We start from the raw sequence: 24,761 nt of genomic DNA, 5'->3' as shown, positions 1-24,761 counted from the left end.
GCTCACCCGCCGTGTGCAGGCGACCCCCGGACTTTACCCGATGTCATTTTGCACGCGAAGTGGTAGTTTGCGCAGGATTCCTGCTGCTGGGCGCAAGATATGACCCCACCGACCTCAAGCCGCCATGGGCCGACAGGATTGCTGCGCGCATCTCGCGCTGAGGCAGCGTCTCAACGGTTGAAATTTGCTCGAGGCGGCGACCGGCAGGCCGGAGCAGGGTGTCGCCATTTTCGGGGACGTGGTGCATGGGCAACGCAGGTGACGAAGATCCCGATCGCAGTCGCGTCATCGCGCCGGCGGCTGCGAAGCAGGATTTGACCGGCATCGGCGCGGTGCTCGCGCCTCCGGTGTTCGCGGCGCTCCTGTCGCGGATCTTCAACTGGTCGCGCAGCGGCGTCGGGCCCCGCCTGCTTGCCGCCGTGCTGCTGTTCTCATCGGTCGTGACACTCACACTGACCGCGCTTCAGCTCTATCTGGATTACGATCGCGAGGTCGGAATCATCGAGACGCGGCTCGACGAGATCGGCCGCAGCACGACCGGCAGCCTCGGCGAGAGCCTGTGGAATCTCGACCAGAACCAGCTCAAGCTTCAGCTCAACGGCATCCTGCGGCTGCCTGACATCCGTGCGGCGGAGGTCCGCGAGATCGCCGATCGGCCCAATCCCATCCGCGTTGAGGTTGGCGAGCGAAGCACCCGTTCGGCCATGACGCGTGAATTCCCGCTGAACACCATGGTGCAAGGGACCTCGCGCCCGATCGGCACGCTCCGGGTCGAGGCCACGCTGACCGACGTCTATCAGCAATTGCTGAACAGGGCCCTCGTCATTCTGGCAAGCCAGGCGGCAAAGACGTTCCTGGTCTCCCTGTTCATCATCTACATGTTTCATCTGCTCGTGACGCGGCATCTCGTCGCCATCGCCGAATTCGTCGGCAAGTACAGCCTTGTGCGGCCGCCGCCGCCTTTGCATCTGGAGCGCCGGCCGCCCTACGATCCCGACGAGCTGGACAAGGTGATCGACGCCTTCAATTCCATGTGCGCCAACCTCGAGCGTGCCTATGGCGAGCTGCGCGAAGCCAATGCGAATCTCGAGCGTGATCTGAAGATCCGCCGGCGCGCCGAAGAGGACGCACGCGCGAGCGAGCAACGCTTCCGTGACTATGCCGAGACCGCATCCGACTGGTTCTGGGAGACCGGACCGGATCACGTGTTCACCTACATATCGGACCGGGCCGGCGCCTTCGGCATGGACCATAGGGCCCTGATCGGCAAGCGCCGTTCCGATGCCGCGGTCGACCACGACGCCGAGCCGCAGAAATGGCGCGATCACATGGCGATGCTGGACCGCCACGAGCCGTTCCGGAAGTTCGAGTACCGCGGCCGCGATGCGGCTGGACGCGTGCGTCATTTCAGTGTCAACGGCCAGCCGGTGTTCGCCGCCGACGGACGTTTCATGGGCTACCGCGGTTCGGCTGCCGACCTCACCGCGCAGCACGAGACGGAGGAGCGGCTTCGCCAGTCCCAGAAGATGGATGCGATCGGCCAGCTCACCGGCGGCGTCGCGCATGACTTCAACAACGTGCTCACCGTCATCACCGGCACTATCGAGATCATCCATGAGGAGCTTGCGGACAAGCCCCAGATCGCCGCGATCGCCCAGCTCATCGACGATGCGGCCTCGCGCGGCGCGGAGATCACCTCGCAGCTCCTGACCTTCGCGCGTCGCCAGCCGCTGGAGCCGCGCGAGATCGACGTCAACGGCCTCGTGGTCGAGACGGCAAGGCTCTTGAAGCCGATCCTGGGCGAGCATGTCGAGCTCGTGACCCGCCTCGCGGAGGACGCGTGGCCGGCGATGGCCGATCCGTCGCAGCTCTCGTCGGCGATCGTCAATCTCGCCGTCAATGCGCGCGACGCGATGCAGGGCGGCGGCAGGTCACGCTCGAGACGGCCAACCGCGAATTCGACGGCACGGATAGTGTCGGTGACGGCGATGTCATACGCGGCGCCTTCGTGATGGTCGCGGTGGCCGACACCGGCCACGGCATCCCGGCCGACATCCGCGACCGCGTGTTCGAGCTGTTCTTCACCACCAAGGGGGTGGGCCGCGGCACCGGGCTTGGCCTCAGCATGGTCTACGGCTTCGCCAGGCAGACCGGCGGCACTGTCGCGATCGAGAGTGAGGAGGGCCGCGGTACCGTGATGCGGCTGTTCCTGCCGCGATCGGCGGGCGAGGCGCCGGCGCGAACGGAGCCGGTGCAGGCGCCAGCGGCAGCACGCGGGCACGAGACGATTCTCGTGGTCGAGGACGATCCGCTGGTGCAGGGCTATGTCATCGCCCAGCTCGGCAGCCTCGGCTATCGCACGCTCGCGGCCGGCGACGGCGCAACCGCGCTCGCACTGGTCGACCAGGGCGCCAAATTCGATCTCCTGTTCACCGACATCATCATGCCCGGCGGCATGAACGGGCAGCAATTGGCCGAGGCCGTCCGGCTCCGTCGCCCCGGGATGAGGGTGCTGTACACGTCCGGCTATACCGACAACACCATCGTCCACGAGGGACATCTCGACCCCGGCGTGGCGCTGCTCAGGAAGCCGTACCGGAAGTCGGAACTGTCGCAGAAGATTCGCGAGATGCTCGCGGGCGAGCCGCCCGCCTGAGCCGCACGCACGATGTCAACGAAAAAGGCGCGGCGGGGGAGGCCCCGTCGCGCCCGATTTCTTGCTCGCTGGTCCAGGGCTGAGAGCGCCCCGATGCCAAGCTCTCTTCAAAGCTTAGCGGGCGATCCCAGCGAGGTGACAGCGCTTGGTATAAGACACTGGATCACCTCCTTTCGTTGGTTTCGGAAGACCTCAATATAGGCGGCGCGACCGTCCCTGTTAAGCCGAACTTCCCCTTGAGTAGCGACGTAAGCATTTGAGCTGGCGTGTAATTCCAGCGGGCGTGACGGCGCGTCTGCCTACATTATGGGGCGATAGGAATGCCGAGCCGATTGAAGACGTCTTGTTGTAGTGGGGTTGGACTTGTGAGCATAGCGGCCGGGGCGTCCTGACCGATGCGAACGATGTTGCGTGTGAGCGTGGCGAGATCCTGCAACAGCGTTCGAAAGCTGTGCACGGGCCGGCCATCGTGGGTGTGCTTGCGATTAGCCTTGGTTCTGGCCGCGGCCGAGACTCTGGCCTTGGCGACGGGCGAGACGCGCGCGGCGTCGGCGGCCTCGCGGTCGTGATCGTCGAACAGGATCGGGGCCAGCGCGCGGCGCATGTGCCAGACGATGTAATAAGCGAGCATGCAGAGGAAGACGTGGGCGCGCACGCGGCCAGCGAGGCGATGGTGGATCGGGCGCACCTCCAGTTCGACGGTCTTGATGGTGCGGAAGGCGCGTTCGACCTGGGCCAGGCTCTTGTAGGCACGCACCGTGGCGGCGGTGTCGAGGTTCTCGGCCGGCACGTTGGTCCGTAGCACATAGAAGCCGTCGAGCGACGCTTCGTTGGCGATGGCATCCTCGATCCGACTGAAGTCGAACGAAGTGTCGGTGATGGCGAGGTGGAAGTGCTTGGCCATCTTACGCTTGCCCAGCACGGCGCCGACCTTCAGACCGATCTCATCCTCGCCGCGCAAGGGGTTGCGCTGACGCTGCACGGCGGCCTTGACGCGGGCGAGATCCTTCTCGGTCGCCGCCAGCAACTCGCCGCGCTTGCGCCGACGCTCGTCGGCCAGATCCGGGTTGCGGCACACGATCAGGCGCTCGCCGGGGAAGTCGGGGGACGTGATCTCGGCCATATCGCGATCGTCGAACAGCGACAATTGCAGCGGGCCGCCGTCCTCGGCGAGCTTGCGGATCGCCGGCGCCCGCAGAGCGGTGATCCAATCGAGCCCGGCCGGCATCAGATCGGCTTCGATACGGGCGCTGGTGATCATGCCGCGATCGCCGACCAGTACCACACGCGACAGCTTGAAGCGGGCCTTCAGTTTGTCGACTTGCGCGGCCAGCGTGCTCGGGTCGGCGGTGTTACCTTCGAACACCTCCACCGCCACCGGGCAGCCGTCGGCGGCGCACAGCAAGCCGAACACGATCTGCAGCTTGTCGGAACGACCGTCGCGGCTGTAACCATGCCGCGCCAATTCGCAATGTCGCCCCTCCAGATAGCTGGAGGTGAGATCGTAGAGCACCAGCGAGCCGTCATGCAGATGGCGCTTGGCGAGCGTCGCCTCGATCCCCGGTTGGGCCGTGCCGAGCAGGTCGAGCGCTTCGTAAAGCTCGTCCTCGTCGACGGCGCTGAGATCGAGCAGTTCGCCCAGCGAATGCGCCGCCGTCGCCTCGCTGAGCTGGCGCGCCGTGGCCAGCTTGGCGGCCGGTTCGATCACCCGTGCCACGATCAAGGCCAAAGCCAGCCTGGCCAACCGTCTGGGCTTGTCCGGGACAAGGCGATGCAGTCCGAGCTGGCGCGCCATGCCGAGCACCGCGGCCACGTGGCCGTGCGGCAGCGAGCGCTCGATCCGCAGTTGCTCGGCCGGCGAGACCAGCTCCTCGCCTTTCAGGACGCGGCGCAGCGCATCGATCTTCTCATCCGGCCAATGCGACAGGTTGGCCAGCGTGCGCGACTTGATCTTGTCGCCCTCGCGATAGCTCTCGCGCAACAGGATCGCGGGCGGTGAGTTGCGGTTGGGAATGCGGGCGACGAACATGCCGGAATCGAATCACGGAAACCTGCCATTCGCAAGCCAAAAATCATCATTTACATGCCTACAAAATCAGCCCGATCCAAACTTCTCAAATCCTCTCAACGCTCTAACAAAAATCCCGAGGGGAAGTTCGGGTTAAGGGGAAGCCGGTCGGCAGGAACCATGCCTGTCGCAAGCCCGGAATGCCGCGGGAAAGCCACCTCTTCAGCAGTTGAGACCGCCGCCCGGCCGTGTTAGGGAGCCCCTGACGCGGGTGTAGCTCAATGGTAGAGCAGCAGCCTTCCAAGCTGAATACGAGGGTTCGATTCCCTTCACCCGCTCCAATATTTTCAATCACTTATCGGATTTCTTGATTTCCATTCCGACAAGACGGCTGAATCCATTCCGACAAATGTTCACCTTCTGGCCGCCTGCTTACGCCGCTTGATGCGCTTAATCTGTGCGTCCTGCTTGGCCTCGTCGTCATGATGAAGGTAGTGCGCCATCGCTTTGGTCGATGACCATTGGCCCTTCTTCATCAGTTGCGTTTCTGTGAGGCCGGACGTGCTCGCCTCCGTGGTCCCGCCATGCCGGCCAAACGACGTGAAGGTCAGCTCAGGACGCAAGCCCGCGGCCAGAATGATCTTCTTCGAAATGCGCTCGACTTGAGTCAGCATTTCGCCCTTGCCGCTCCAGGGCAAACTACTACCATCTCGGCGCAGCATCAGGCCGCCCGTCGGCCGCAATGCTTTCATGGCGTCAAGCTCGGCCATGAGCAGGGGATAGAGCGGCTTACCCTTCTTATCGAAGAGCGGCTCCCATGAGTCCGTGCTCGTCTTGTAGTTGATGACATAGACGTGGTTTGGGCGGCTTTCTGGCCGATAGTGCTCCGCCGTGAATCGGATGAAGATATGAGCCTTGCGCTGCAGCCATTCCCAACCGATCAGGACACCCGTTGCCAATGACGGATAGCCCAACTCGATCGCTTTCGCACGGAACGCTGCCAGCTCGTCAAAATTAGCATGTGGTGTTTCGCGCGAGGTCGACTGCAGGCCCATCTTCTCAAATGGGTTCTTCGCCGGAAACAGATGGGGATGTGCCCTTGAGATCGTGTTCCATGCGCCGCGAGCGGTCTTCATCGCGTGGTTCACGGTCGTGCGGCGTTCAACCTTCTCGCCGTCGACATCTTTGTAGAGCAGCTTCTCGAACAGATCGTCCGCAAACGCCGTATCGATGCTGGAAACGCGCCGCGTGCCGAGGCGCCTTCCGTCCTTCAATAGGTATTCGCAGATCATCTTGATGCCGGTTTCATGCACGCGACATTGACCCGGGCTCAACGGCTGCAAACGCTTCGCTGTTTTCTGTTTCCACGTTCGACGATACTCGTGAAACATCCAATCCAGCGTTCCGATCACTACTCCAATGCCCACGGGATTTGCATCATCGCCACCCGTCAGCCAGCTGTCGAACGCAGGCAGCAAGATCTTCTCGGCGCGCTGCACAGCCAACTCGTAATCGGTGCCGAGCGGTTCGTTCTTGACTGGACAGCCATTTTTACGTGCCCACGTTGGCACGTCAAAAAAATACGCAAGGCTCCCTTTCTGAAGGCGTTTGCGCCTTGTGTAGCGAGGCAGCGGCAGCGCCGAGCGTCCCATCCTCATCACAGCAAACTCCTGGACACCTCCGGATCGTCCTCAGGATCTATTGAAATCGATCTTTCTTCGCGTATCAACACGGAAATGCGTCCATCAGGCCAAATCTCGACGCGCGCGACTTTGCCACCACTGTCGAGGACACCTCTAACAGCGCGCTTAATGTCTGCTTCAGTAAATCGGATTCTCGACATCCAAGGCGGTGGGTACGGAAGCGAAAGGCGCAGTTGGTAGTTCATTCAATCATGACCCGCTGTGGTCGCTCCACTGAAAGTAGAAGAAGCTTGGTGCGTGGTGAGGCACCTGAGGGGTTCTAGACTCGAAGTAAAGAAGAGCGATCTAAGGAAAGGCTAACGATCATATTTCGTTGAGATAGTAAAAGCGGTGAAGTGAAGTTGGACTTGGTCGCTGTTGTATGGCTGAAGCTAGCTTAAACTTCCCCGACGATGGGTTGGACAGAGAGTTAAATTTTTTCAATGGGTTAGAAGGCGGCGTGTGCACGGCGTGTGCACCGAGAGATCAAGAAAAATCCCGTTATAGCTAACCAGAGCAGGCCTTCTGAGGATATCCGGCTAGACGGTCAACTCCTCGCGTGCCGGCCCAACTGAGAGATCGCCGTCGCGGACCCAAGTTCGCTACCCAGCATGAATTTCTGGATCTTGCCCGTCGATGTCTTCGGGAGCGGCCCGAACACCACGGCCTTCGGCGTCTTGAACCCGGAGATGTGTTCACGGCAGAAGGCGATGATCTAGGACGTAGACTCATTACCGCGTAGCCAAATACAGACGCAGACGAGTTTGAGGGCAGCGAGGTAGTTTTCTGCCAGCTTGTCATATCGAGTTACGATGCGACGGAAGTGCTTGGCCTTGTTGAAGAAGCGTTCGACGAGGTTGCGTGCCTTGTAGAGGAAGGGGCTGAAGCACATCGGGTCCTTGCGGTTGGCCTTGGGCGGGATGTTGGCCCATGCCTTTCGCTCGGTGACGACAGTGCGCAAGGCATTGGCATCATAGCCCTTGTCTGCGAGCAGCATGGCACCCTCGGGCAAATCCGTGATCAAGTCCGCTGCGGAAGCGACGTCACTCATCTGACCTGCCGTAAGCATCAGCTTGATCGGCCTGCCTTTCGCGTCGACAAGAGCATGGATTTTGGTTGTCAGCCCGCCTCGGGATCGACCGAGACAATGATCTCGATCCCCCTTTTTGCCGTCGCACCCTGCTGATGGACGCGAACAATGGAGGTGTCGATCATCTTCACCTCACCGTCATGGGCTTTGGTAATGTTGGCCATGAGGCGATCCCACACACCTGCTTTCCGCCATCGAACAAAGCGATTGTAGCAGGTTGTGCGTGGGCCGTATCGCTCAGGCAGATCGCGCCATGGCGCACCCGATCGCAGCACCCAGAAGATGCCGTTCAGCACCCGCCGATCATCGACGCGCGGCACCCCTCGCGGCTTATTGGGCAACAGTGGCTCGATCACGCGCCATTCGAAGTCGGTCAGGTCATATCGGCTCATGCTGAACCTGAATCAGATTCCGCTCCAATTTGAAACCGCCAGTCGACAAACGATCCTTCTCGGACATACGAGGCAAGTTCAGATAAGCCGACATTGAACTGCCTCTCCATTTACGCGTTTAGCAAATGTTGCGAATGGAGGGAGTTGCGTGTTTGAAGGTTTCTCGCTGGAGCAGATCAAACTTCCGGAAGCGACGCTCAGAGTGCGGGTTGGTGGAGGGGGCCCACCGCTTCTGATGTTGCACGGTCATCCTCGCACCCATGCCACTTGGCATCGCGTGGCGCCGATTTTGGCTGAGGAATACACCGTAGTTTGCCCTGATCTTCGCGGTTTCGGCCAGTCTTCCAAGCCCGTTGACATGCCTGACCATTCGGGCTCGTCTAAAAGGTCCAAGGCCGGCGATTGCTTAGCGCTTATGGACTATCTTGGCTTCGATCGCTTCGGACTTGTGGGTCACGATCGTGGGGCATACACCGCTTTTCGGACAGCGATGGATCATCCGGCATCCGTCAGCCGCCTCGCAATCCTTGAAGCCATTCCGATCGGCGATGCGCTGGCACGATGTGACGCTCGGTTCGCATCGGCATGGTGGCATTGGTTCTTCTTCGCTCAGCCTGAAAAACCGGAGCAAGCTATCCTTGCCAATCCAGATGCATGGTACGGCGGTGATCCCGCGGAGATGGGCGCTGAGGCTTACGCTGATTTTCTCGCCTCGATCCACGATCCGGCGACGGTCCACGGCATGATCGAGGATTACAGGGCCGGGTTAGGCATAGACCGACAACATGACGAGGACGACCGAGCCGCAGGCCGAAAATTGGAATGTCCGCTGCTCGTGCTATGGTCAGCTTACGATGACCTGGAGGAGTTGCATGGTGACGTCATCGCCATTTGGCGGGAATGGTCTTCAAATGTTCACGGAAACAGCCTCAACTGCCACCACCACATGGCGGAGGAGGTGCCAGAGACACTGGCTGCCGAATTAGGTGCATTCTTTCACGACCAATAGCTAATGTCGGCATCCACCGCGGCCTCTCCTGATGGCAGCCAGTCGGCTTCCCGCCATCCTCCTCATTTATGAGTTCACGGCCTAGCATTACAGTTGCCGTTTTGCTTTGAGATGCGCGCGCTGAGCGGCAGCCTGGTGAGCTCTGCGCCAGAATGACCATGCGATGACATGCGCGGGTTGGATCCGCTTTCGAGCAAGCCTGATGGCAATGCGGCGGATTTCCTGGATTGACCAACGGATCAGTGGCGGTGTGGTTATGCTTTGGCTTTTGCCGGGGGGCGGCGTTTGGTTTTTTTGAGCGGTGGCGGATTGGCGCGATGGCGGATCGCCGCCATCATGGCGAAGGCGAGCATCACCAGGGACACGTGGCGATGCCAGCCATGCCAGGACCTGCTCTCGTTGTGATCGAGCCCGAACTCGTTTTTCGCGGTTTCAAAGCTGTCCTCGATCGCCCATCGATGGCCTTCGACCGCGACCAGCGTTTCAATTGATGTTCCCGCTGGGCACCAGGTGGTGAAGAAGGCGAGATCGCCATCGGCGATATGGCGACGGATCAGCAGACCGCGCGTCCATAAACCATCATTTGCGCTGTTGAACTGCTCGACCTCGAGATCGGCCAGTTCGAGATAACACCAGTCATGCAGCCTCGGTCCTTTGGTTCCGGCTCCCGCCGACAAGCGCTTCCAGTCGGACGGGCGCCGCGTCCGGGCGATGTCTTCGGCCTTGCCGGCGACCGGCTGTCGCTTGCCCCAGGATCGGAAGACATGAGAGCTGCTGACCCCGAGCACATAGCCTTTGCCTGCCCGCCGTAGCTGCTGTTCGATATCGCCAACACCGTAGACCGTGTCACCGGCAACCCACTTGAATGGTACAGACGCGGCTATCGCACGTGCGATCATTCTCGTCGCAAGCTTTGGTTTGGTCGCAAAGCCGACATCGGCAGGCACATATGCGGCTTCCAGACGATCTGGATCGTCGGTCCATTCCTTCGGAAGATACAACGCGCGATCGATGAACGCATGACCATGACGCGAAACGTAGGTAGCGAAGACGCCGATCTGGCAGTTCGTGATCTTCCCTGCCGAACCAGTGTATTGCCGCGCCACTCCGCACGAGGCCTTACCCTGCTTGAGAAAGCCGGTCTCGTCGATCACCAGCACCGCATCGTCATCCGCCAAATGCTCGATGACATAGTCCCGGACGATGTCGCGCAGGGCATCAGCGTCCCAATCCCCGCGACCCAGAATTGCCTGCTGACGCCATGGGCCAGGATCGCCAGCCGCCTCCGCGCGCATCCAGCCGGTCTTGCGCTGCTCATCTCCGAGCAGACCTTCCAGGAACAAGCCTGCATTCGTCGCCACACGCTCTTGCGTGAACAACGGACGTATCCGTTGCTTGATCTCTCGAAGCGACGCCGCCCACAACGCAAGCGTCTCCTCAACCGACGCGGCCCGCGTCCACGACATTCGAATCATGGTTGCCCATGGATTCAGAAGCCCGCAAACAAAGCAACTGTAATGCTAGCTGTCGGTGACGCTGGTGCCGTCCTTCAGCTCTATGAAGGCGCACGGCACTTCACCCCATTTGGAATCGGGCTTTGCCACAACTGCGGCCAGCAACACGGCGGGATGCTTGTAGAGCACATCCTCGACCTCGACGGATGAGATGTTCTCGCCGCCCGAGATGATGATGTCCTTCGAGCGGTCCTTGATGATGATGTAGCCGTCTTCATCGATCACACCGAGGTCGCCGGTGTGGAACCAGCCGCCGGCAATGGCTTCCGCGGATCGATGCCCAAAATTTGCGGGCTGTTTTGCGGTCCAGTCTCAGAAGCGGAAATCTTTTGCGCCTTCTAAACGTAGTCGCGTCTGCGCGCTCATGTGCAAGCCCGTCGGTCCTGACGAGGGATCATCTCCCAAGTTCGAGGCCAACCGCCAGTTTTCGGCCGTAGCTCGAATGGTGGGGTTCGGTTTAGCAAGGTCGAGAATGCCTGATCTCCGCCTCGCTGCTTGTCCATCAAACTGGTCGCCGAGCAAACCATAGGACGGATTTCGCATGGCACGCAAAGTCCGAGCCGCTTGAGGTCGGAGCGAGGGTAGCTCCACGATTTGAATCTGCGGTTGGCTTATAGGGCAGGGGTGATGGACGAGCCTTTCTCCGATTGGCTCCAATCGGACATCGATGGCTGGAGCTAGCTCAAACTTGCCCATGATGGATTGGAGCGAGAGTTAAAGTTGTTCAATACGTTAGATGGTGGCGTGTGCGCGACGTGTGCACCGGGAGATCAAGAAAAATCTAGTGATAGCGAGTTTGAGCAGTCGAGCTTCGACCCAAGCGAACTGATGGGAGCAGTGCAGGTGGCTTCGACCGAGAAGCGGATTTTGTTCGTCGGCATGGTGAGCGGGCCAGTGTTGGGTCGCTGGGTGGGGCAGGGCGCCAATCTATGATTTTCTACGATTTCACACGCTCGACAGACGCGGTTTGCCGCGCGTAATTATTTCACCGGCTTGCCAAGCTGTGATAGCCTGCCCCTCAAATGGCGATGAGCTCGAGAGGGAACTTCGGCAGGCGGCTCAGTACGTCGCTCGCCCACCAGACAGGTCGAAAACCGCGCCAGTCGAAAATGAGCATTCGTCGGAGGCGAGCCAGGTGACCAGCGCCGCTACCTCATCCGGTCGTCCCGCACGTCCGAGCGGTATCTTTGCCAGCACGTTTCGATAGGCTTCGTCCGACATCTGCTTGACGAGATCGGTGGCGATCACGGCGGGGGCGATGGCGTTGACCCGGATATCCGTGCCGGCCAGCTCCTTGCCGAGAGATTTTGTCAGCGCGATCACGCCCGCTTTGGCTGCGGAATAGCCGGTCATGCCGGCATTGCCTTCCTTGCCGGCGATCGAGGCCAGGTTGACGATGCGTCCGGCGTTCTGCCGTCGCATCGGTGTGACGGCTGCCTTGCAGCACAGGAATGTGCTGGTGAGGTTGACGTCGAGCACGCGCCGCCATTCGGCAAGGCTGTACTGTTCGATGTTGACCGTTGGGCCCGTGATCCCCGCGGCATTGACGAGGATGTCGATGCGGCCGAACCGCGCGAGGAGGCGCGCCATCGCATCATTGACGGCGGCCTCGTCGGTGAGGTCGATCCGCGCGTCGGCACCATCTGCGACGTCCCAGACGACCACTTTCGCGCCCAAGGAGGCAAGCCGCTCGCGAACGGCCTGGCCGATGCCGCCGCAGCCGCCGGAAATGACGGCGATGCGCCCGGAGAGATCGAGACCGCTCATGTCGTTGCTCCTCTGTCTGCGGCGCGTGCGACAACCCCGCGGGCTGCCGCCAGCGCGCGGCGTCCCCATTCCTCGGCGCCGAGCTTGGGCAGCCACTCATCGTTCGGAATCTCGAGGCTCAGCGGAAGGTCGTCCGGCAAGGCGCGGACGAGCCCGGCGAGGTCGATGCCGCCATCACCCGGGAGAAGCCGGGAACACCGCGCCGTGTGGATCAGCTCGTCGTTAGTGGCGGGAATCTCTGCGGGCGCGTCACAGAGCTGGGCATAGCTCAGCAGATGCCGGGGCAGGCTTGCGATATCATTGAGCGTGGTGGCCGAGCGCGCGGCATGCAGCGCGTCGACCAGCACGCGGCCGTTCGGCTCGCCGGCATTGGTCACGATACGAAGGGCGGCCTTGGCGTTCTTCACCGCGGTCCACGGCATGAATTCGAGATCCGCGGTGAGACCGTAAGGCGCGGCAGCACGGCAGAATGTCGCGAACGACTCCGTCAGGCGCCCCTCATCCGGATCATCGCCGGCAACGAGGATGGCGCGCGCCTTCAGCCTGCCTGCGGTTTCGAGGAAGGCAGCGAAGCGATCGGCTTTGAAATCCGCGCCCAATCGGGCGATTTCGACGTCGAACACCGGCACGCCGGTGTCCTCGATGCGGCGGATGGTTTCGCGCAACAGGGCGGGACCTGTGGCGAGCGGCGAGAAGTCGCCGCCGGGCGCGGCGGGAGCGATACGAACCCCGATCGCCTGGTAGCCGAGCTTTTCGGCCAGGACCAGCGCGTCCGGAGGCGCCATCGGCGCCGAGGTGAGATAGGCAAGCGAATAGATGTGCGTCATGACGTTCGTCTCACGCGAGCGGAGAGATCGCGGTCGGCAGCGCGACGATCGAGCGCATCTCGCCGGTCAGCCAATCCGGCCCGCCCTTCGGCGGCCACACGCCCTTGGCGACGGATTCGGCGCGTACCGCGGCGCGGGCATCGAGGCTCGCGAACGGCCAGATATGGGTGAAGCGCGGCGGCCCGTCGAGCGCATACATCGCGATCGAGAGCGGCGACAGCTTGCCGCGCTCGGGCATCGCGGCTTCCCACGCGGCGATCGTGGGAGGAACGCCGCCATGCTTGAGACGATAGGTGCGGATCTCGTAGACGCTGCCGTACTTGCCCGGCATGACAGGCGGCAGGAATGGAAACGGCGCATAGGTGTCGAAGCTCATCTGCGTGATGGCCTCGCCGGCATTGAAGGGATTGGTGGTGCGCAGCGTGCGCTCGCGCTCGCCGCGCCATGCCTCGTGATCCCCAAACGAGCGCAGCACCAGGAGCTGGTTGAGCTCGCCGATCTCGCTCGCCCAGCAGCCGAGCAGGGTGCCCTTGGCCTCCGGCGCCCCGACATAGTCGCCGATCCCGGCCACGGCCTTGGCGGCTGTGCCGAGCTTCACCGTCAGCGTTGCGATCTCATAGAGCATGTTTCTTCTCCTTGCGGTCAGGCGGCGGCCGACCGGTTGTTCTCGAGCGGAATTCCGCCGGCGTGGTGCGCGGCGATGTAGCCGAAGGTCATGGCTGGACCGAGCGTGATGCCGCCGGACGGATAGCGGCCGGCCATGATGCTCGACATGTCGTTTCCGACGGCGTAGAGGCCGTCGATGGGCCTCTCCTGCGCATCAAGGACGCGGGCATGTTCGTCGGTGTTGAGACCTGCGAAGGTGCCGAGGCTACCGGCAACGATCTTCACCGCATAGAACGGGCCGGAGTCGATCGGTGCGACGCAGGGGTTCGGGAGATGCGCCATGTCTCCCTGCACGCGATTGTAAGGCGTGTCTCCGCGTCCGAAGGCGGGATCCTCGCCGCGCGCGGCAAATCGGTTGTAGTGCTCGATCGTCGCCTTGAGCCCTTGGGCGGAGATGTTGCAGTCGCGCGCCAGCGCCTCGATGCTCGCGCCTCGTTTCAGATAGCCGTTACGAATCCACGGCGTGATCGGGAAGGGCGGAGGGCGGACGCGGCCAAGGCCGTAGCGCTTGAGGAATTTTGCATCGCAGATCGCCCAGGCTTCGGCGGGCATGCCCGCAGGCGTGGCGGCGAACAGCGCCTTCATCACGTCATGATAGGAATCGGCCTCGTTGGCAAAGCGCGTGCCGTCGTCGCGTACCATGATCAGCCCCGGCTTGGCGCGCTCGATCAGATGCGGAAAGTGGCCAACCGAGCCATCGCGATGCGGGACCAGTGAGACCGGCGCCCAGGCTCCGGGATCGGAGAGGTCGGTGCGCAGCTCCCCGCCGACACTCTCTCCGAGGCGGATGCCGTCGCCGGTGTTGCCGGCCGGCGCCGCCGACCAATGCTCGTGGCCGCTTGGAGCGTGGGCAAACAGCGCGGCCTTTCGCGCCGTATCGTGCGGGAAGCCGCCACAGGCGAGCACGACGCCGCGGCGGGCGCGAATCTCAAGCGTCGCGCCGTCATGAACGACGCGCGCGCCCGTGATGCGAGCTCCTTCGCTCAGCAGCGATCGGGCGGGCGCAGCCGTCATGATGCGAACGCCAAACGCGTCGGCTGATTTCAACAGCCGGGCCACAAGCGCGTTGCCGTTGACGAGATGCATGCCGCGACCAAAGCGCAGCATGTCGAGCAGATGCCGCCCGAGGCGCCGGGCGACATGCCGGAACGAGGTCAGCGAGGAACGGGCGTTGAGGAAGTGCCGGATGTCCGCACCCGCGGCGATTCCCATGCCGAACGGTGCCACTTCATCCAATGGTGGCTTCAGATCGCGGATACGCGGGCCGAGCTCTCGGCCATCGATCGGCGCCGCGCAGAGCGAGCGGCCACCCGCCACCGCACCGGGGCTCTTGCCGTGAAAATCCGGGATCTGGTTGCCGTCGATGAAGGCAAGATCAGTCTCGCGCTGGAAGAACTCGATCATCCGCGGGCCCTGCTCGAGGAACATGTCGACGCGGGCTGTGTCGTAACCGGCGGCGAGTTCGTGCCGCAGATAGAGCTTGGGTTGCTCGGCGGCCTCGATGATGCCGGCCGCTTTCGCCAGCGGATTGCGCGGGATCCATAGCCAGCCGCCGGACCACGCGGTGGTGCCGCCAAGTTGCACCTCCTTCTCGATCACGATGACGTCGAGACCGAGCGAGGCGCCCGTGACCGCTGCCGCCAGGCCGCCCGCGCCCGAGCCGATCACGAGCAGATCGCAGTCGAGATGTTCGTCGCCTCTCACACCAGCCTCCAGTTCACGCAGCGCGACGCGCCTGGGTCACCCCGAGCGCGTGTCGCGCCGCGCGATAGGCAAATGTGATCGCCGGACCGATGGTGATGCCGGGGCCCGGATACGTGCCGCCCATGATCGAATTCGCCTCGTTGCCGCAGGCATAGAGCCCCGCGATCGCGCCGCCGTCGGCGCGCATGACCTGTGCCCATTCGTTGATGACAAGGCCGGTGGCCGCGCCGATGTCGCCGGGATAGAGCCGCACGGCATAATAGGGGGCAGTCGAAATTGGACCGAGTGTCGGGTTGGGTCCGATCGACGCATCGCCGTTGACGCGGTGATAGGGCGTGGTGCCGCGGCCGAAGTCCGGATCGACGCCGCTTGCGGCATAGCGATTCATCGCCGCGATCGTGCTGTCGAGATTGGCCGCCGGCACGCCGATCTTGCCGGCGAGCTCGCCGACGGTCGCGCCCTCGGTCAGATAGCCATCGGCAAGGTAGGGAGCGAGGTTGCGCGTGCCCATCCGCACCATGCCGAGGCCGTATTTCTTTAGGCCTGCGGCGTCGGTGATGATGAAGCAGGGAATGCAGGGCACCTGCTTGTTGTGCTCGAACATCGCGCGGCCGAACAGGTGATAGGAGACGGATTCGTTGACGAAACGACGGCCGGTCTGATCGACGCAAACGGTGCCCGGCTTGCTGCGGTCCATGACGAAATGCGGAAAGCTCGCGGTGCTGCCGTCGGCGCGCCGCCGGATCGAGACCGGCGCCCAGAACGCATTGTCGCGATTGCCTTCGCCGAGGCGCGCGCCGAGCCGCAAGGCGATATCCTGCATGGCGCCGGTGTGCCCGGGAGCGGAAGGGCTGTACGTCTCGCCCTTGGGCAGCAGCTCGCCGCGGCGCTGCGAATGCCGATTGAAGCCGCCGGCGGCGAGCACCACGCCGTGCGTGGCCGCAACGCGGCGGCTCGTTGTGCCGGACTTGAGGACCGCACCGGTCACAGTGCCGTTCTCGGTGACGAGATCCTGCACCTCGGTGCGGATCAGGATATCGACGCCGCGCGCATTGAGCGAGGCCAGGAAGCGGCCGATCAGCGCATTGCCCATCACCAGGCGGGAGCCGCGCCGGCCGTTCAGCCGATCGCCGGCGTAATGTGCGAGGATCTTGAGGGCATGGGCAAACGAGCGTGCGGACTTCTTGATGGCGAGCAGGTGGCCGATATCGGTGCGGTCGACCATCATGCCGCCCAGAATCGTGAACTCCGGGATCGGCGGACGGAGCTTGCCGAGATCGGCGCCAAGGCCGCGGCCGTCGAACGGGACCGGCTCGAGCGCCCGGCCACGCATCGTCGCGCCCTCGAACTGCTGCTCGTAGTCGGGGTGGGTCGCATAGGGTCGGAACTTGACGACGCTGTTGGCTTCGAGCGTTGCGATCGCTTCCGGTGCGCTGTCAAGGAAGGCCTCGCGCATCGACGGGGCAGAATGATTGCCGACCACGCCGTCGAGGAACTTGCGGACCTTCTCCCGGCTGTCATCGGGATTGACGCTCTTGGAATGGTGCGAGTTGGGGATCCAGGTGGTCGCTGCCGAAAGTGCGCTGGTGCCCCCGACATATTCGGTGCGCTCGACCAGCAGGACCTTGCGACCCTCGATAGCCGCAAACAGCGCCGCGGCCATGCCGGCCGCACCCGAGCCGATCACGACCAGTTCGTAGCGGGCGCCGTCGGAAATCGCTTCGATGTTCTTGAACATGGCCGTCACCTCGATCCGTCGCGCGCGAGCAGGAAGTCGATCATCGAGCTCTGCAGTGCGTTGTACATTTCGGTGCCCGTCGACGTCTTGCAGCCGAGGCGGCGCGCCGCCTCGACGAGCGGCGAGACCGCGGGGCTCGTGATGACGCAGCCGACGAATGTGCTGGCCCTGAGCTTCGACACTTCGAGAGGCAGCGGGTCTCCGGCCTTCATGCCGAGCGGCGTCGCGTTAGCGACCAGGTCGAAGCCGGACGGATCGGCCGAGCCGGCACCGATCTCGGCCTTGCCGAGGGTCGTCAGCTTCGCAATCAGCTGGTCCCGGCGGGCTGCATCATTGTCGTGGATGGCCAGCGACCGCACGCCGGCTTCGACGAGCGCCATGGCGATCGCCGATCCGGCGCCACCTGCGCCGACCAGCAGCGCGCGCTTTCCGGCCGGGTCGTAGCCGTTGGCGCGCACCGCTCCGACGAAGCCTAGCCCGTCGACGTGATCGCCATGCCAGCCGCCTTCGCGTCGCCGGCGCATGATATTGACCGAGCCGAGGAGGCGGGCGCGGTCGGTCGAGCTCGCGCAGAATTCGTAGCAGGCAAATTTGTGCGGGACCGTGACTATGATGCCGTCGAGATTGCGGACGTCGGTCGCAGCCGCAAGGAACGTCTTGAGATGATCGCTGTCGATCTGCACAGGCACAAGGATGCCGTCATAGCCGCGGTCGATGAAGGCCTGCGTGACGCCGGCGGGGGATTTCACCTGGGCGATGGGGTCGCCGACGATGATGTTGAGGCGGGTCGCGCCGGTCAGGTTGAGGTTGATCATTCTTCTTCTCTTCTTGGCTAGGCCGCTCCGCGGGCCTGTGGCGCTTCCGCCTGGACCACGCCGAGCAGCCGGGCCTGCAGGTCATGGTCACGTTCGAGGATCACGGCGTCACCGGCAAAGGCAATCTGGCCGTTCACCAGCACGTAGGCGCGGTCGACGATCGGCAGCACGGTCTCGGCGTGGTGCTCGACGATCACCATGGCGACCTTGCCGCGTAGCTTGACGAGGGCGTCCATGACTTCTTTGATGACGGCCGGCGCGAGGCCCTCGAACGGCTCGTCGAGCAGGATCAGCTTGCTCGGCACCACGAGGGCGCGCGCGATCGCGACCATCTGCCGCTCGCCGCCGGACAGACTCTCGGCCTTGGCCGCACGACGCTCGCGCAGGCGCGGGAACAGGTCGAACACCTCGTCCAGGGCGATGCCGCCAGCGCGCGCGGCGAGCTGCAGGTTCTCGACGACGGTGAGGTTGGGGAAGAGCCGGCGTCCTTCGGGAACGAGCGAGATGCCCAGGCGGTTGATCTCGTAGGGCTTGAGGCGCGCCAGTGGCTTGTCGTCGAACGCGATGCTGCCGCTGCTGATCGCAAGCGTGCCGCTGAGGGTTCGCAGCAAGGTCGTCTTGCCGACGCCATTGCGGCCGAGCAGGGCAACGGCTTCGCCGGCGTGAACCGCAAGATCAACCGCCTCAAGGACCGTGCTGCCGCCGTAGCCTGCCGACACGCCGTTGGCCGCGAGCAGCACCGGCGCCTTCGCATGGGCCATCCGCTCGATCGCCGGCGGTGGCGACCGCGTGCCGTCCTTGGCGGCACCGAGATAGGCTGCGACCACGTCGGGATTGGCAGCCACGTCGGCCGGCTTGCCGTCGGCGATCATCCGGCCCTGGTGCAGGACGGAGATGCGGTCGGAGATCGCAAGGACGCGATCGATGTCGTGCTCGATCAGGAGCACGCCGTGAGTCTGCGCGAGCTTCCTGATGAGATCGGCGACGACGACGCGATCGGCCTCGGCGAGCCCGGCCAGCGGTTCATCGAGCAGCAGCAGCTTGGAATCGATCGCGAGCGTAATGCCGATCTCGAGGAGGCGCTTGGCGCCGTGGGGTAGGTTGATGCACGGTTCGGCCGCGACTTCGGCAAGGCCGACGGCATCGAGGATCGACCAGGTCTTGGCATTGACCTCCTCCATCGCATAGGCATCGGCGAGCATCCTGGCCGATCCCCTGCGCTGAGCCTGCACGGCCACGCGGACATTCTCGAACACGGTCAGGTTCTGGAAGATCGACAGGATCTGGAACGAGCGCCCGATGCCGAGCCGGGCCCGAACATGCATGGGCGCCCGGGTGACGTCGCTGCCGTCGAACATGATGCGCCCGCCGCTGGACTTCAGCGCGCCGGACAGCATGTTGAAGAACGTAGTCTTGCCGGCGCCGTTCGGTCCGATGATGCTGTGAAGCACGCCGCTGTGGACCTCGAGGTCGATGCTTTTCGCCGTCACCAGGCTGCCGAAGTTCTTACTCAGGGCGATGGTCTGCAGCAGCGGCTTACCGCGGTCGACCTTGGCGGCGCTGCTTGCGAATGGGATGATGGCGGCAGGTCGGGTCGGGATGTCGGGACGCACGAGCGTCCAGCGCTGCCGGCCGAAGAGCCGTTGCCACAGGCCCTGGATTCCTTCCGGAGAGGTTAGCGCGAACAGCATCAGGATGGGTGCGAAGGCCAGCCACCAGTTTTCCGTGATGGCCGACAGGCGGTCTTCCAGCAGAATGAAGGCGATGGCGCCCCATAGCGGCCCGAGCACGTGATGCACGCCGCCGAGCACGGTCATCAGCAGGGAGTCGCCGGCATGCTGCCAGCTCAGATTGTTGGCATAGACGCCCTCGAGCATGAGGGTGAGCAGGCCGCCGCCGAATCCGACGAAGGTGCCGGTGAGGATCAGCGCGCCATGCCGGAAACGATGGACGTTGTAGCCGAGGCTGCTCGCCCGCTGCTCATTGTCGCGCACCGCCTGCAGAACGCGGCCGAACGGGGAGTGGGCGATCCGCCACATCAGCCAGATGCAGATCACGGTGACCGCGACCACGAAGATGTGGAAAGGCCATGGTCCGGCAAAGCTCGTCCGATAAACGCCCTGAAGACCGTTCTCGCCGCCGGTCACAGCGGTCCATTTGAAGGCGATCTCGAAGGCGATCTGCGAGAACGCGAGCGTCAACAGCGAGAAGTACAGTCCCCGGCGGCGCAGGATGATGGCGCCGACCACGAGCGCCAGGAGCGCCGAGAACACCGTCGACAGCAGCAGCGAGACGAGATCGTTGCCATAGCGGCCGAGGATGAAGAAAGCCGCCGCATAGCTCGCGCAACCGAAGAACACCGAGGCGCCGAAGGGGACGAGCCCGGTATAGCCGACCAGCAGATTCACGCCGGCGCCATAGAGCGTGTAGATCGCGATCTGTGTGATCAGCGAGATGGGCGCGCCGAGCAGCGACCAGGCCGCGGTGAGCGCGGTGAGAACGAGGGCGGCGACAAACGCCGGATGGCGCAACAGAGCGAGACTTGTCACTCGAACCTCTCCCAGCGTTCGCCGAACAGTCCGCGCGGGCGGACGAGGAGAATTGCGGCCATCAGGATGTACATGGCCGCGCCCGACCATTCCGGCTGGAACTGGATGGTCATCGCCGTGGTGATGCCGACCAGGAGGCCGGCCACGACGGCCCCCAGGAAAGAGCCGAGGCCGCCGATGGTGACGATCACGAAGGCCGGCATGATTGCGCCGGCGGCCATCGACGGCGTGATGGTCCAGAGCGGTGCCGCCAAGAGCCCGCCAAGGCCGGCGAGCAGGCAGCCGATGCCGAACACGCCGCTGAAGACGACCGGCAGGTTGATGCCGAGCAGGCCGACCATCTCCGGATCGCGCGATCCGGCGCGGATGATCCGGCCGTAAGGCGTGTAGGCGAGAAAAGCCCAGAACGCGACCAACGCCAGCGCGGTCGTGACCAGCACGAACATCCTGTATTTGGTGATCAGGATCGGGCCGTATTCGACGAAGCCGGCCAGGAATTTCGGCGCAGTGAAGGGCACGGGCGCTCCGCCGAAGATCAGCCGCAACACCGCCTCCGCCAGGAGCGCGAGCGCGAAGGTCAGGATCAGCCCGAGCAGCGGTTCCTTGCCGTAGAGGTGCCGGATCAGGACCATCTCCACGACGATGCCGATGGCGCCTGTCAACAGCGGCGCGGCAAGCGCGGCCCACCAGCCGAATTCCTTGGCTAGGGCATAAGCGAGATAGGCGCCGACGGCGAAGAAGGCGCCATGCGCGAAATTGACGATGCCGAGCATGCCGAAGATGATCGACAGGCCGATCGCGATCAGAACGTAGAGAAAGCCGAGCACCAGGCCATTGACGGCCTGCGACAGGATCATGTCGAGCATGGCGTCATCCGTTTTCAGATTCGGGCGATGCGATGGCGCAAGCGGGTTGCCTGCGTCATCGCGTTTCGCCCAGAGTTAAACCTCAGAGCGTGTCCATCTTGCAGGCGCTGTCGCCCGCCGAGCCGAAGGCCTTGGCGATGTTGTCCGGCGTCTTCGGCAACTCGGCCTTGACGTCGAAATAGTCCCATTTGTCTGAAATCTTGGGGTGGATGCCGGCGACCAAAAGGCGGCTCGTCATCTGATGATCGAAATCGCGGTAGCCAATATCCAGATCGCCACGGCGATATTTCCAGTTCTCCAGCGCCTGCACGATCGCGCCGGGCTCGGTCGACTTCGCCCTCTCGATTGAGTCGAGCAGGCTCTTCATGCCGAGCCAGCCCATCCAGGCCTTGTCCGCCGCCGGCCTGTTGTATTTCTTCTCATAGGCCGCCGCCATCGCCTGCTCCTCAGGCGAGTTGTTCGGATTCTTGTACCACCAGGTGATGGTGTAGAGGCCGTCGGCGGCTTCGGGGCCGACGCCCCACAGGTCAGTGTTGCCGACGGAGATCTCGGCGAAGGGAATCTTGCCCTTCATGCCGAGCTCGTTCCACTGTTTCAGGAAGGTGGTGAGATCGCTCGCCGCAATGCCGCCGATCACGACGTCGGGCTTGGCGGCGCGGATCTTCAGGATGAAGGACGAATAGTCCGGTGTGCCGACCGGCACCTCGTCGGCGCCGACCACCGTGCCGCCATTGGAGGTGATGTAGTCGGTGAAAGCGCGCTTGATGTCCTGGCCGAAAGCGTAGGACGCGGTCAGGAGGTACCACTTCTTGCCGATTGCAGCGCAGTAGGGAGCAAGAACGCGGGCATGAACGTCGACCGGTGGCTGTAGACGGAAGGTGTACTTGTTGCAGGATTTGCCGGTGAGGTCGCCGGTGGCGGCATTGGCCGCAACATAGGGAATCTTGGCCTTCTTGGCGACGGACGAAATCGCGAGCGCAAAGGAGGAGAGCGCGCCGCCGACAATACCGACGACCTTCTGCTCGCCGACGAGGCGCTCCGCGCTCTGCTGCGCACCTTGCGGATTGGGCTCATCCAGCCAGACGATCTCCGCGGGTCGCCCCAACAGCGTGTTGTTGCGCTGTTCAAGTGCGAGCATGCCGCCCTGGGCGAGATATTCGGCCTGATCGACGATCGAGCCGGTCTTGGCCCAGATCATTCCGATCTTGATCGGCTCGGCGGCTGCCGCGTTGCCGATATAGGGCATGCCGAGGCGCGATGCTGCGAGCGACGTTGCGCCCAACAGCAGGCCGCGCCGACCGATGCGCAGGCCGGTTGCCGCTCGTGTCTTCGTCTGGTCCGTCATTGCTTTACCTCCCCTTCTGACATGCGCCAGTCGTTGCCGGCGGGCCGTGCATGCGGCACTTGGGGCTTGCCCTATCATGACTGGAATTGGATTCCAATATCAAAATCGAAAATTGGAATCAAATTCCAATTCTGGCCAGCTCATGCTAGAAGCCTCCCCGGGAGCAACGCCAATCAAAAGAGGATGCGGAATGAGCAAGGTCGCCGTGGCGGTGATCGGGACCGGCGCAATCGGACGGGCCCATTGCGAGACGATCCGCCGATCGGAGAGCTGCAGGCTTGCGGCGATCGCCGAACCAGCCGCAGCGGGAAAGACTTACGCGGAAAGTCTCGACGTCCCCTGCTACGGGGATGCACGCGACCTGCTGGGTGCGGTGAAGCCGGATGCAGCGATCATCGCCACGCCGAATGCGACCCATCGCGAGTTCGCGATCGCCTGCATCGAGCGCGGCATCGTGGCGCTTGTGGAAAAGCCGATTGCGAGCACGCTCGCTGATGCGGCCGCGATCGCGGCTGCCTCGGAGCGCGCGGGCGTGCCCGTCCTGGTCGGGCACCATCGGCGGCACAATCCGATCACGCGGCGGGCCCGCGCCATGATTGCCGAAGGCGCTCTCGGCCGTCTGACCAGCGCGACCGTGCTTGCGACCTTCTACAAGCCCGCCGATTATTTCGAGGTGGCATGGCGACGGGAGCCCGGCGGCGGGCCGGTGCTGATCAACCTCATTCACGAGATCGATCTGGTCCGTCATCTCTGCGGCGAGATCGCCTCCGTGCAGGCGATCGTCTCCAACGCGGTGCGCGGCTTCGAGGTCGAGGACAGCGCGGCGATCCTGCTCCGGCTCGCTGGTGGTGCGCTGGTGACGCTGAGCCTCAGCGACACCGCGGCGAGCCCATGGAACTGGGATCTCGCCAGCGGCGAGAGCCCGAACTATCCGCCGCAGCCGGCCGCGGTGCAGACGCATTTCCTCAGCGGCACCGAAGGCGCGCTGGCGCTGCCGACGCTCGACTATTGGCACTATTCGTCAGCGAAGAGCTGGTTTGACCCGATCTCGCGCGACTCAGTTGGCGTCGAGCGCGGCGATCCCTATCTGGCGCAGATCGATCATCTGGCGCGGGTGGTCCGAGCACAGGAAGCGCCGCTGATTACCGCCCGCGACGGCATGCTGACCCTGCGGGCCACGATGGCAGTTCACAAAGCCGCTAAAACCGGTCAGATAGTGCGGCCTGATCAGGAGATGGAATTGTGAATCAGGATGCTGCCTTGATGCTGAAGAACCCGGATCCCGTCGATGCGCCCAGCGGCCTTCTGGAGCGCACGCTCGGCGTGCTCGAGCTGCTCGCGACGAATGCCCGCGGGATGCAGTTGTTCGAGATCGCCGACTCGCTGCACATTCCGCGCAGCGCCACGCACCGCGTGCTGACGAGTCTGATCGAGCATGGCTATGTCAAGCAGGAGCGCGAGCAGGGCGCCTACCAGCTCACCGCCAAGGTCGCATCGCTTGCCTTCACCTTCCTCGCGGGCAGCGGCATCACCGATTTCGCCCAGCCGCTCCTGGATCGCCTGGCACGCGAGAGCGGTGAGCTGGTGCGTCTCGCCATTATCGATGGTCGTGAGCTCGTGTGGGTGGCCAAGGCGCAAGGATCGCCCTCCGGACTGCGCTACGACCCGGACATGGGGCAGGTGGGACGGCTGTCCTGCTCGGCGAGCGGCCATGCCTGGCTGTCGTGCCTGTCGGACGAGGATGCGCGCACGCTGGTGGAGAAGCAGGGCTATGGGCTGCGCAAGGATTATGGTCCGCGCGCGCCCGAGAGCTGGCCGGCGCTGCTGAAATATCTGCGCCAGACCCGCAAGCGCGGCGTCAGCATCTGCGTACAGACCTATACGCCCTGGATGAGCGCGTCCGCGGCCCCCATCCGTCACCCCAAGTCCAAGGAGGTGACCGGGGCCGTGGTGATCGCCGGTCCCCATATCCGCCTGACCGAGGAGCGCATGCTCGAGCTGGCGCCCGCGTTGTTGCAGACGGCGCAGGAGCTCTCGATGGCGACGCTCGCCTCGCCCGGACTCTACGGCCGAGCCGCGCGGCCGGGCGAAAGCTTCTTCGGCGCTGGCAGCTGATCGGCGCGGAGGCCTGAT

16 protein-coding genes, 1 tRNA gene and 3 pseudogenes are annotated in these 24,761 nt (G+C 63.6%); 6 read left to right on the top strand and 14 right to left on the bottom strand.

The window, feature by feature from the left end; genetic code table 11:
* The first annotated feature begins 245 nt into the window (after window positions 1-245).
* A pseudogene (locus IVB18_RS32075) lies at window positions 246-2,656 on the top strand (ATP-binding protein).
* A gap of 304 nt (window positions 2,657-2,960) precedes the next feature.
* On the opposite strand, the gene IVB18_RS32070 reads toward IVB18_RS32075, so the two are convergent.
* Complete coding sequence (locus tag IVB18_RS32070) at window positions 2,961-4,685, bottom strand: IS1634 family transposase (RefSeq protein WP_247983724.1); 1,725 nt, start codon at window positions 4,683-4,685, stop codon at window positions 2,961-2,963.
* A gap of 246 nt (window positions 4,686-4,931) precedes the next feature.
* Here IVB18_RS32070 and IVB18_RS32065 point away from each other — a divergent pair.
* Window positions 4,932-5,005 (top strand) — tRNA-Gly (locus IVB18_RS32065).
* Between the two features lie 72 nt (window positions 5,006-5,077).
* On the opposite strand, the gene IVB18_RS32060 is transcribed toward IVB18_RS32065, so the two are convergent.
* Window positions 5,078-6,322, bottom strand: coding sequence for a hypothetical protein (locus IVB18_RS32060; RefSeq protein WP_247984340.1), 1,245 nt, complete (start codon window positions 6,320-6,322; stop codon window positions 5,078-5,080).
* Window positions 6,323-7,061: 739 nt separating this feature from the next.
* A pseudogene (locus IVB18_RS32055) lies at window positions 7,062-7,828 on the bottom strand (IS5 family transposase).
* A gap of 148 nt (window positions 7,829-7,976) precedes the next feature.
* Between IVB18_RS32055 and IVB18_RS32050 the strand changes: the two are divergent.
* Window positions 7,977-8,837, top strand: a complete 861-nt coding sequence (locus IVB18_RS32050; protein ID WP_247984339.1) for an alpha/beta hydrolase — start codon at window positions 7,977-7,979, stop codon at window positions 8,835-8,837.
* A gap of 254 nt (window positions 8,838-9,091) precedes the next feature.
* On the opposite strand, the gene IVB18_RS32045 is transcribed toward IVB18_RS32050, so the two are convergent.
* Window positions 9,092-10,312 (bottom strand): IS701 family transposase, encoded by a 1,221-nt coding sequence (locus IVB18_RS32045; RefSeq protein ID WP_247984338.1) that lies wholly within the window; start codon window positions 10,310-10,312, stop codon window positions 9,092-9,094.
* Between the two features lie 48 nt (window positions 10,313-10,360).
* Window positions 10,361-10,618, bottom strand: a pseudogene (locus IVB18_RS32040) (acyl-CoA synthetase); the annotation flags it as partial.
* Between the two features lie 453 nt (window positions 10,619-11,071).
* Here IVB18_RS32040 and IVB18_RS32035 point away from each other — a divergent pair.
* Window positions 11,072-11,284, top strand: a complete 213-nt coding sequence (locus IVB18_RS32035) for a hypothetical protein (protein WP_247984337.1) — start codon at window positions 11,072-11,074, stop codon at window positions 11,282-11,284.
* A 126-nt stretch (window positions 11,285-11,410) separates the two neighbouring features.
* On the opposite strand, the gene IVB18_RS32030 is transcribed toward IVB18_RS32035, so the two are convergent.
* The 9 genes from IVB18_RS32030 to IVB18_RS31990 all read right to left on the bottom strand — a co-directional run bounded on the left by IVB18_RS32030 (window position 11,411) and on the right by IVB18_RS31990 (window position 22,628).
* On the bottom strand, window positions 11,411-12,118 hold the full coding sequence (locus IVB18_RS32030; protein ID WP_247984336.1) for an SDR family NAD(P)-dependent oxidoreductase: 708 nt from the start codon (window positions 12,116-12,118) through the stop codon (window positions 11,411-11,413).
* Window positions 12,115-12,945 carry a TIM barrel protein gene (locus IVB18_RS32025; RefSeq protein WP_247984335.1) on the bottom strand — a complete coding sequence of 277 codons (831 nt, stop codon included), beginning with the start codon at window positions 12,943-12,945 and terminating at the stop codon, window positions 12,115-12,117. The genes IVB18_RS32030 and IVB18_RS32025 overlap by 4 nt, the downstream gene beginning before the upstream one ends.
* Window positions 12,946-12,955: 10 nt before the next feature.
* A complete protein-coding gene (locus tag IVB18_RS32020; protein WP_247984334.1) occupies window positions 12,956-13,570 on the bottom strand; it encodes an NIPSNAP family protein in 615 nt (204 codons plus the stop codon).
* A 17-nt stretch (window positions 13,571-13,587) separates the two neighbouring features.
* The gene (locus IVB18_RS32015; protein ID WP_247984333.1) at window positions 13,588-15,315 is read right to left on the bottom strand and encodes an FAD-dependent oxidoreductase; all 1,728 of its coding nucleotides are present in this window, start codon (window positions 15,313-15,315) and stop codon (window positions 13,588-13,590) included.
* A gap of 13 nt (window positions 15,316-15,328) precedes the next feature.
* Entirely contained in the window at window positions 15,329-17,053 is a 1,725-nt protein-coding gene (locus tag IVB18_RS32010) for an FAD-dependent oxidoreductase (protein WP_247984332.1), read from the bottom strand.
* Between the two features lie 5 nt (window positions 17,054-17,058).
* Window positions 17,059-17,868, bottom strand: a complete 810-nt coding sequence (locus IVB18_RS32005) for a ThiF family adenylyltransferase (protein WP_247984331.1) — start codon at window positions 17,866-17,868, stop codon at window positions 17,059-17,061.
* A gap of 17 nt (window positions 17,869-17,885) precedes the next feature.
* The gene (locus IVB18_RS32000; RefSeq protein ID WP_346732564.1) at window positions 17,886-20,417 is read right to left on the bottom strand and encodes a branched-chain amino acid ABC transporter ATP-binding protein/permease; all 2,532 of its coding nucleotides are present in this window, start codon (window positions 20,415-20,417) and stop codon (window positions 17,886-17,888) included.
* Window positions 20,414-21,283, bottom strand: coding sequence for a branched-chain amino acid ABC transporter permease (locus tag IVB18_RS31995; RefSeq protein ID WP_247984329.1), 870 nt, complete (start codon window positions 21,281-21,283; stop codon window positions 20,414-20,416). The genes IVB18_RS32000 and IVB18_RS31995 overlap by 4 nt, the downstream gene beginning before the upstream one ends.
* An 82-nt stretch (window positions 21,284-21,365) precedes the next feature.
* A complete protein-coding gene (locus IVB18_RS31990) occupies window positions 21,366-22,628 on the bottom strand; it encodes an ABC transporter substrate-binding protein (protein ID WP_247984328.1) in 1,263 nt (420 codons plus the stop codon).
* Between the two features lie 190 nt (window positions 22,629-22,818).
* Here IVB18_RS31990 and IVB18_RS31985 point away from each other — a divergent pair, with 190 nt between their 5' ends.
* Entirely contained in the window at window positions 22,819-23,874 is a 1,056-nt protein-coding gene (locus IVB18_RS31985; RefSeq protein WP_247984327.1) for a Gfo/Idh/MocA family oxidoreductase, read from the top strand.
* On the top strand, window positions 23,871-24,743 hold the full coding sequence (locus IVB18_RS31980; RefSeq protein ID WP_247984326.1) for an IclR family transcriptional regulator: 873 nt from the start codon (window positions 23,871-23,873) through the stop codon (window positions 24,741-24,743). The genes IVB18_RS31985 and IVB18_RS31980 overlap by 4 nt, the downstream gene beginning before the upstream one ends.
* Window positions 24,744-24,761: the final 18 nt, after the last annotated feature.

Source organism: Bradyrhizobium sp. 186, from assembly GCF_023101685.1.
In the GTDB taxonomy this organism is placed as follows: Bacteria; Pseudomonadota; Alphaproteobacteria; order Rhizobiales; family Xanthobacteraceae; genus Bradyrhizobium.
The sequence above is the reverse complement of the archived record's forward strand: the minus strand, read 5'-3'. Positions and strand labels throughout refer to the sequence as shown.

Coding starts and splice junctions, on each gene's coding strand:
- IVB18_RS32060 (WP_247984340.1), bottom strand. CDS start 6,322: ATGAGGATGGGACGCTCGGCGCTGCCGCTGCCTCGCTACACAAGGCGC.
- IVB18_RS32005 (WP_247984331.1), bottom strand. CDS start 17,868: ATGATCAACCTCAACCTGACCGGCGCGACCCGCCTCAACATCATCGTC.
- IVB18_RS32020 (WP_247984334.1), bottom strand. CDS start 13,570: ATGCTCTATGAGATCGCAACGCTGACGGTGAAGCTCGGCACAGCCGCC.
- IVB18_RS32045 (WP_247984338.1), bottom strand. CDS start 10,312: ATGATTCGAATGTCGTGGACGCGGGCCGCGTCGGTTGAGGAGACGCTT.
- IVB18_RS32070 (WP_247983724.1), bottom strand. CDS start 4,685: ATGTTCGTCGCCCGCATTCCCAACCGCAACTCACCGCCCGCGATCCTG.
- IVB18_RS32010 (WP_247984332.1), bottom strand. CDS start 17,053: ATGTTCAAGAACATCGAAGCGATTTCCGACGGCGCCCGCTACGAACTG.
- IVB18_RS31985 (WP_247984327.1), top strand. CDS start 22,819: ATGAGCAAGGTCGCCGTGGCGGTGATCGGGACCGGCGCAATCGGACGG.
- IVB18_RS32025 (WP_247984335.1), bottom strand. CDS start 12,945: ATGACGCACATCTATTCGCTTGCCTATCTCACCTCGGCGCCGATGGCG.
- IVB18_RS31990 (WP_247984328.1), bottom strand. CDS start 22,628: ATGACGGACCAGACGAAGACACGAGCGGCAACCGGCCTGCGCATCGGT.
- IVB18_RS31995 (WP_247984329.1), bottom strand. CDS start 21,283: ATGCTCGACATGATCCTGTCGCAGGCCGTCAATGGCCTGGTGCTCGGC.
- IVB18_RS32030 (WP_247984336.1), bottom strand. CDS start 12,118: ATGAGCGGTCTCGATCTCTCCGGGCGCATCGCCGTCATTTCCGGCGGC.